The sequence below is a fragment of the Flavobacterium sp. genome, assembly GCF_044368995.1.
GTDB lineage: Bacteria > Bacteroidota > Bacteroidia > Flavobacteriales > Flavobacteriaceae > Flavobacterium.
Window position 1 is genome coordinate 1 of the sequence record NZ_JBIPMS010000075.1, and the last position, 8,234, is coordinate 8,234.

The following is an 8,234-nucleotide window of genomic DNA, read 5'->3' on the forward strand; positions in this document are numbered from 1 at the left end:
TAACTATAAAAATAAAAGGAAGAGAAGAACAATATTTGGTTTCATTAGATTCTAGATTAACTTCTGTTTCTAACGAAACTACCTTAACAGTTAAAAAATCAGATTTTTATATCTCAATAATCGAATTTCCCGAAGAAGGTTTTTTAAGAACAATTCGTAAAAAACTACTTTGGGGAGAAGACAAAAGGAATTAACACACGAATTTTCATTTTTTTGCGTTATTTAATCAAGTTAATGATCAAAAAAACTTGGTTTAAGATGGTTAGTACATCAATATTATTATATTTGCAAACGATTAAAAAAATGAAAAGATTTTTATTAAATAGTATAGGCGTATTATGCTGCATCACTTCATTCGGACAAATTCACGAATTAGGCGTTTTTGTAGGTGGTAGTAATTATATTGGTGATGTAGGAAAAGAAAACTATTTGTCGCCAAATGACATGGCGTTTGGGGTTTTATACAAATGGAACAAAAGCACCAGACATTCTTGGCGCTTTTCTTATAATATGGCATCTATTACAGCAAAAGACAAAGAAAGTAATGCACCAAATAGAAAAAATAGAGGTTTTGAAATAAAAAATAATATCAAAGAATTTTCAGCAGGTTTAGAATTTAATTTTTTGGATTTCGATTTGCATCAATCTGATTTTACGTTTACACCATACGTTTTTTCTGGAATTTCAGCATTTGTTTACGATGAAATTTATGTAATTGGTACCGAAAGTAAAATAGATTACCAACATTATTCGTTGGCTATTCCTATGGTTTTTGGAATAAAATCAAAGTTAACAAATCATTTGGTTATTGGATTAGAAAGTGGTGCGAGATATACTTTTACTGATAATTTAGATGGAAGTAATCCTTTAAATAAAAATTTGGAAACCTTAAAATTTGGAAATTTAAACAACAAAGATTGGTATGTGTTTACAGGATTTACTTTAACCTATACTTTTGGTAAAAACCCATGTTTTTGCGCACCTGAATAAAATGAAAAAAGAAATAGATAAAAATAACTTACCAAAACATTTGGCCATCATTATGGATGGCAATGGGCGTTGGGCAAAAAACCAGGGAATGTTGCGTATGTTTGGTCATGAGAAAGGAACTAAATCTGTAAAACAAACTGTTGAAAGCTGTGCTAAATTAGGTATTGACTTTTTAACGCTTTTTGCTTTTTCAACAGAAAATTGGAACCGCCCCAAGATTGAAGTAGACACATTAATGAAATTATTAGTTAGTGCCTTAAAAAAAGAATTAAAAACATTACAAAGCAATAATATCAGGCTAAATGCGATTGGGAATTTAGACACTTTGCCAAAAGGAGTAAGAAAAGAATTGGCCGAAGTTATAGAAAAAACACAAACAAATAGCAGAATGACTTTAACCTTAGCGTTAAGTTATGGCGCAAGAGATGAAATCATAAATGCTGTTAAAATAATTTCTGGAAAAGTTAAAAATAATATAATTTCAGTAGATGCTATTGAAGAATCAATTATAAATCAGCATCTTTACACGCAGAATATGCCAGATGTTGACTTAGTAATAAGAACAAGTGGCGAACACAGAATAAGTAATTTTCTATTATGGCAAATTGCTTATGCTGAATTTTATTTTACAGACGTGCTTTGGCCAGACTTCAATGAAGAAGAACTGCATAAAGCATTATTAAGTTATCAAAAAAGAGAAAGAAGATTTGGAAAAACTAGCGAACAAATTAGATAAATTGACAATGTTTAAAAACAGAATACTATTTTTATTTATCCTATTATTAATAGGAAATACAATAAATGCACAAGAAACAAACTTAGAAAAAGGAAAAGAATATATACTTTCTGGTGTTGAAGTAACTGGAAAAGTTTCTTTTAACGAACAAACAGTTATTACATTTACTGGACTTGAAATAGGAAGTAAAATTAGAATTCCAGGGGAAGAAATTAGTTTAGCCATTACCAAACTTTGGAAATTAGGACTTTTTAATGACGTGAATTTTTACGTGAAAAAAATTGAAGGAGAAGCTATTTTTCTTGAACTAGAATTATACGAATTGCCTAAACTTAATGACATAAAAATTAAAGGTGTTAAAAAAGGAAAAAGAGAAGATGTCGTAAAAGAAACAGAGTTAAGCAAAGGTAAAATTGTAAATGATAACTTAATTACAAATACCAAAAACTATATAGAAAATAAGTTTAAAAAAGACGGTTATTTTAACACCAAAGTTACCATTAATACACTAGCCGATTCTACAAATACAAAAGTAGATATGGTGGTTTTTATTGATAAAGGTCAAAAAGTAAAAATTAGTGCAATTAATTTTATTGGAAACGAACAATTAAATGACAAAAAACTTAAAAAATCATTTAAAAGCACCAAAGAAAAGAAAGTTTACAGGCTTTTTAAAGCCTCTAAATTTGTAAAAGACAAATACAAAGAAGATTTAGGAACGCTGGTAACAAATTATAAAGAAAAAGGGTATAGAGACGCCAGAGTAGTTAGCGAAAGTGTGTTATATAATAAAGAAACCAACAAAATAAATATTGACGTAAATATTGAAGAAGGCAAAAAATATTACTTTGGAGATATCCGATTCTTAGGAAATACAGTTTATACAGATCAAGCTTTAAATTCAATTTTAGGAATTAAAAGAGGAGAAATTTATAATGGCGTTTTGTTAGAAAAAAGAATTGCTGACAAAACTTCTCCAGACGCAGAAGATGTATCCAATTTGTATCAAAATAATGGCTATTTATGGTCAAACATCAATCCAGTTGAGGTTAAAACAGAAAACGATACTATCGATTTTGAAATCAGAATTTCAGAAGGACCGATTGCCTATTTTAATAATGTCACGGTTAAAGGAAACGACAAAACCAACGATAAAGTAATTTATAGAGAATTAAGAACCAGACCAGGAGAAAAATGGAATAAAGATTTGGTCATTCGTTCTGTTAGAGAATTAGGACAATTAGGATTCTTTGATGCTGAAGCCATTCGTCCGGAACCTGTAAATATGGATCCAGCTGCTGGAACAGTAGATTTAGATTGGACTTTAGTGGAAAAAGGTTCTAGTCAGGTGGAATTACAAGGAGGTTATGGTGCCGGAGGTTTCATTGGGACTTTAGGCCTATCATTTAATAATTTTTCTTTAAAAAATATTTTCAATAAAAAAGCATACCAACCTTTACCAATGGGTGATGGTCAAAAAATGTCATTACGTTTACAAGCCAGTCAGGGATTTCAAGTATATAGTTTGTCATTTACAGAACCTTGGTTGGGCGGAAAAAAACCAATTAGTTTTTTCACATCCATTTCACACAGTAAACAATTTTTATTTGATTTCAGATCTAGAAATGTAACCAGAGATAAAAGTTTTAATATCTCTACTTTAACGGTTGGTTATGGAAAAAGATTAAAAGTACCAGATGATTATTTTAGTATATCTAATTCAGTTTCTTTTTCTTATTATGATTTAAATAATTATAACACCGGCCTGTTTACTTTTGGAAATGGCGCTTCAAGAAACTTAGCATTTAGTTCAACAATAACTAGAGATAGTAGGGGTTTAGACCCGATTTTCCCAGATAGAGGATCAACTTTCTCCGTTTCTACAAAATTTACACTACCCTATTCTTTATTTAACGGTATAGATTATGCCAATTTAGAAAACAAAGAACAATATAAATTAAGAAATAATACTGTTTTCCCAACAGATGCAAACGGAAACGTGTTACCCGTTTATGTTAATGCAACGGGTGGAAACACATTCAATTATACAGAAGCAGTTGCCGATCAAAGTTTAGTAGACCAAGAACGTTTTAAATGGTTGGAATTTTACAAAGTTAAATTTAGTGGCGATTGGTATACTAAAATATACAAAAAATTCGTTTTACGCACTAGAGCTGAATTTGGCTTCTTAGGTGCCTACAATCAAGATAGAGGCATTGTGCCTTTTGAGAGATTTTTTGTTGGAGGAGATGGATTAGCAAATTTTGCATTAGACGGTAGAGAAGTAATCCAATTACGTGGATATCCAAATAATTCATTATCTTCGCAAAACGGAGGAACGGTGTATAATAAATATTCTATGGAATTAAGATACCCAATTACCATGAAACAATCGGCTAAAATTTATGCTATGAGTTTTGTAGAAGCGGGTGCAGCTTTTGATAATTTTAAAACATTTGATCCTTTTAAGGTACAACGTTCGGCAGGTTTAGGATTAAGAGTATTTATGCCAGCGTTTGGATTATTAGGTATTGATTTTGCTCATGGATTTGATCCAATTCCTGGTGATACAATAAAAAGTGGTTGGCAAACACACTTTATCATTGGTCAACAATTTTAAATTGTGGCACGATAGTTGAATTTAACATTTACAATTATGAAAAAATATTTTGTTTTACTTTTTAGTTTTGTTTTATTTGCAGTACAAGGGCAAAAAACAACAAAAATTGGTTACATAGACATGGATTATATTTTGGAAAAAGTTCCAGAATATGCCGAAGCTAAAAATCAATTGGAACAAAAAGCAACTACTTGGAAACAAGAAATTGAAACCAAGAAAAATGAAATAACAAAACTAAAAAATGCTTTAGCTTCTGAAAAAGTACTTTTAACAAAAGAATTAATTAACGATAAAGAAGAAGAAATCAACGTTCTTGAAAAAGACATGCTGGATTACCAACAAAAACGATTTGGACCACAAGGCGACTTAATGATCCAGAAATCGGCGTTAGTAAAACCTATACAAGACCAAGTTTTTAATATAGTTCAAGATATAGCCGTACAAAGAAATTACGATTTTGTATTTGATAAATCATCTGATTTAACGATGCTTTTCACAGCGGAAAGATTTGACATCAGCGATTTTGTTTTAAAAGCATTAGAAAGAGCAGGCAAAAAAGTTGAACTAACTAAAAAACAACAAAAAATTCAAGATACTAAAGATGTAAGAGAATTTGATACTACTGAAAATCCTGAAATATTAGAAAAAGAGAAAGCGGTACAAGCTACAAAAGACGATAGAGAAAAAAAATTACAGGAACGTAAAGATGTTGCCGCAGCTAAGAAAAAAGAAGCAGATGACAAAAGAGCGGCGCTTCTAAAAGAAAGAGCAGAGGCACGTCAGAAATTATTAGATGACCAAAAAGCTAAAAGAGATGCTTTGTTAAATAAGAAAAATGAAAAGAAATAAATAATAATAACTAAATCAAAAATTAAATAACCCTTATTAAATTAAATTAAAAATGAAACAGTTAAAAACTCTAATTATTGCAATAGTACTATTTTTTGGTGCACAAGTTGCCACAGCTCAAACTAAAGTTGGACATATTGATGTAAGTGCTTTAATGACTACTATGCCAGCTATGAAAACAGCTGAAGCACAATTAACAAAATTAAGAGAAGGTTATGATTCTGAATACAAAAAATTAGTAGCAGAATACCAAACCAAAGCAGCTCAATATCAAAAAGAAGCAGAAACTGCTGGAGATCTTTTAAATCAAACGCGTTCTCAAGAAATGCAAGACATGGGAACAAGAATTCAAAAATATCAAGATGATGCTTCAAAATCATTACAAGATAAACAAATTGAATTACAAAAACCAATCACAGAAAAAGCGTTAGCAGCTATCCAAAAAGTAGCTCGTGCTAAAGGCGTTCAATACGTATTAGACTCTACTGTAGGAAGTGGTGTTTTATTAGCTGACGGAATGGATTTATTAGCTGATGTTAAAAAAGAATTAGGTTTTTAATAAAACTAAAATAAATACTACAACTGCTCATCTTATTTTTAGATTGAGCAGTTTTTTTTTACATTTGTTTTATGAGTAACAAAAATCCAATAGGGCTTTTCGATTCTGGGGTAGGAGGAACATCCATTTGGAAAGAAGTACACGCACTTCTTCCAAATGAAAGTACCATTTATTTAGCAGATAGCAAAAACGCACCTTATGGCCAAAAAACTCAGGAAGAAATAATTGAGTTAAGCATAAAAAATACAGAGATATTACTAAACAAAAATTGTAAAATTATTATTGTTGCCTGTAATACCGCTACTACAAATGCTATCAAAGTATTAAGAGCTACTTATAACATCCCGTTTATTGGAATCGAACCCGCTATTAAGCCTGCCGCATTACATACAAAAACTCAAAAAATTGGGATTTTAGCAACACAAGGCACATTAAATAGCACACTTTTTCATCAAACTGTTGCTTTGTATTCGGATGTGAAAGTAGTGGAACAAATTGGTTACGAATTGGTACAACTCATCGAAAGCGGTGCGATGCATTCTGAAAAAATGACACAACTTTTAAAAGATTACTTACTACCGATGGTTGCAGAAGATATTGATTATCTTGTTTTGGGATGTACACATTATCCCTATTTGATTCCGCAAATAAAAAAAATAATCCCTAATCATATTAAAATTATTGATTCTGGTGAAGCAGTTGCCAAACAAACCAAACATATATTAGAAGCGAATAACTTATATAATATATCAAATGAAGTGTTTCATTCCTTTTATATTAATAATCCGCCAGAGGTAATACAAGAATTAGTTGGTACTGCATTTAATGTAGATTATATGGTTTTTTAGTCTTCTTTAAACCAACTGGAATACATAACGTAGTTATTAGAAATTCGCTCAATTTCGCCTGAAAAATCGCTTGTATTTAATGCTTTTATTTTCTTAGCCGGAATGCCTGCGTAAATAAATCCGCTTTCAACGTGCGTGTTTTGTGTTAAAACACTCCCCGCTCCTATTATCGAATTACTTTCAACCACGCATCCATCCATAATTATGGCGCCCATTCCTACCAAAACATTATCATGAATAGTACATCCGTGAACGATGGCATTATGTCCGATAGAAACATTATTTCCGATAATAGTTGGGTGTTTTAAATAAGTACAATGTATGACTGCTCCGTCTTGAATATTTACCTTATTTCCTATAGAAATAAAATTTACATCTCCTCTAATTACGGCATTAAACCAAACGCTACATTTTTCTCCTAAAGAAACATCACCTACTATTGTGGCATTTTCCGCAATGTAACAATCTGCTGGGATGGCTGGTTTTTTACCTCTAACTTCTTTAATAATCATACAAAAAAAATTAAAAAAAATCCCGAAAAAATCGGGATTATTATATTAGTTCGAAACGGCTGGACAATTACAGTCGTATGCTTTTGGTTTACAGAATAAATTCAATCCAACGGTTAATTGGTGGTATCCTGCATTATCAAATTTTACATCTCCAATCAGTTGGTTGTAAGAATAACCAAACATAAATTGTTTAAAATTAACACCTACAAATGGTGTGATATATTGTAATTTCTGAGTATTTACTATACCTCTTTCTTTTGTGTATTGGGTGCCTTCAAAACTTGTTCTGTAAGAAAGTCCTCCCCAAATAGTGCCGAAATCCATTGCTTTATAAACTTTTGCATTTAAATCAATAGCTTTTTCTCCCGTTTGTTCGGTTACTTGAAACATAAATGAGGGCTCTACTGAAATATTATCCGTATCACCGAAATTAGCACCAACACTCCATAAATATTTTCTTAAGTTATCTGACTCAACTCCTGCTAAATATAATTCTCTTCTACTAGCAATAAAATTTTTAACCGTTACGTGTGTGAAAAAATCTAAATATTGATAAGAAGCTCCAATATCTATATTAAAATAAGAATCTTTTTGAGTAATCCCACCATAAATTTGCGGATCAAACACTTTAAATGCCGTCTCGTCTAACCTGCTTTGAATAAAAGCAGTACTTAAACCAAAAGAAAGCATATTTAAATCAGCTTTTGTTCGTGAAAATAATAAATGATGTGCATACGTTAATTTAGCCCCTGATTGAGAATGGTATCCATTTCTGTCGTTAAAAGCAATCATTCCTACTCCAGATTTTCCATCTTCATCTAAAGCAGTATTAAAACTCATTGTTTGTAAAGATGGTGCATCTTGCTGACCAAACCATTGTTGCCTTCCTGTAACCCTTAATTTAGCACAATTTGAAGCGCCAGCCATGGATGGATGTATCAAATAATAATTATCTGTTAAATAATCTGTATAAACAGCAATTCCCTCTTGAGAATAGGCTGATTGAAAAAAAATAATTAGGTTAAGTAGTAATAAATTTCTTAGTTTCATAGTAATCTTGTCTTATCTTTTTAACGAAAAATGGGCTTTAAATAATTTTTGCTGGTCTTTTTCTGTATAG

The 8,234-nt window shown here is 31.0% G+C and carries 8 protein-coding genes and 1 pseudogene; 7 read left to right on the forward strand and 2 right to left on the reverse strand.

Going from position 1 to position 8,234, the window contains the following annotated elements:
• The 7 genes and pseudogenes from ppnK to murI form a co-directional block, all read left to right on the forward strand.
• Positions 1-194 (forward strand): annotated as a pseudogene (ppnK, locus tag ACIQ2I_RS06310) (NAD(+) kinase); the annotation flags it as partial.
• A 109-nt stretch (positions 195-303) separates the two neighbouring features.
• Positions 304-990 carry a DUF6089 family protein gene (locus ACIQ2I_RS06315; RefSeq protein WP_396181589.1) on the forward strand — a complete coding sequence of 229 codons (687 nt, stop codon included), beginning with the start codon at positions 304-306 and terminating at the stop codon, positions 988-990.
• A 1-nt stretch (position 991) separates the two neighbouring features.
• Positions 992-1,726 (forward strand): isoprenyl transferase, encoded by a 735-nt coding sequence (locus tag ACIQ2I_RS06320; protein ID WP_396181590.1) that lies wholly within the window; start codon positions 992-994, stop codon positions 1,724-1,726.
• A gap of 7 nt (positions 1,727-1,733) precedes the next feature.
• Positions 1,734-4,346 (forward strand): outer membrane protein assembly factor, encoded by a 2,613-nt coding sequence (locus ACIQ2I_RS06325; protein WP_396181596.1) that lies wholly within the window; start codon positions 1,734-1,736, stop codon positions 4,344-4,346.
• 36 nt (positions 4,347-4,382) lie between these two features.
• Entirely contained in the window at positions 4,383-5,195 is an 813-nt protein-coding gene (locus ACIQ2I_RS06330) for an OmpH family outer membrane protein (protein WP_396181591.1), read from the forward strand.
• Positions 5,196-5,247: 52 nt separating this feature from the next.
• The gene (locus ACIQ2I_RS06335; RefSeq protein WP_396181592.1) at positions 5,248-5,754 is read left to right on the forward strand and encodes an OmpH family outer membrane protein; all 507 of its coding nucleotides are present in this window, start codon (positions 5,248-5,250) and stop codon (positions 5,752-5,754) included.
• Between the two features lie 71 nt (positions 5,755-5,825).
• Positions 5,826-6,602, forward strand: a complete 777-nt coding sequence (gene murI / locus ACIQ2I_RS06340) for a glutamate racemase (protein WP_396181593.1) — start codon at positions 5,826-5,828, stop codon at positions 6,600-6,602.
• On the opposite strand, the gene ACIQ2I_RS06345 is transcribed toward murI, so the two are convergent.
• Positions 6,599-7,114 (reverse strand): gamma carbonic anhydrase family protein, encoded by a 516-nt coding sequence (locus ACIQ2I_RS06345; RefSeq protein WP_396181594.1) that lies wholly within the window; start codon positions 7,112-7,114, stop codon positions 6,599-6,601. The genes murI and ACIQ2I_RS06345 overlap by 4 nt on opposite strands.
• 45 nt (positions 7,115-7,159) lie before the next feature.
• Entirely contained in the window at positions 7,160-8,164 is a 1,005-nt protein-coding gene (locus ACIQ2I_RS06350; protein WP_396181595.1) for a type IX secretion system membrane protein PorP/SprF, read from the reverse strand.
• Between the last annotated feature and the right edge of the window lie 70 nt (positions 8,165-8,234).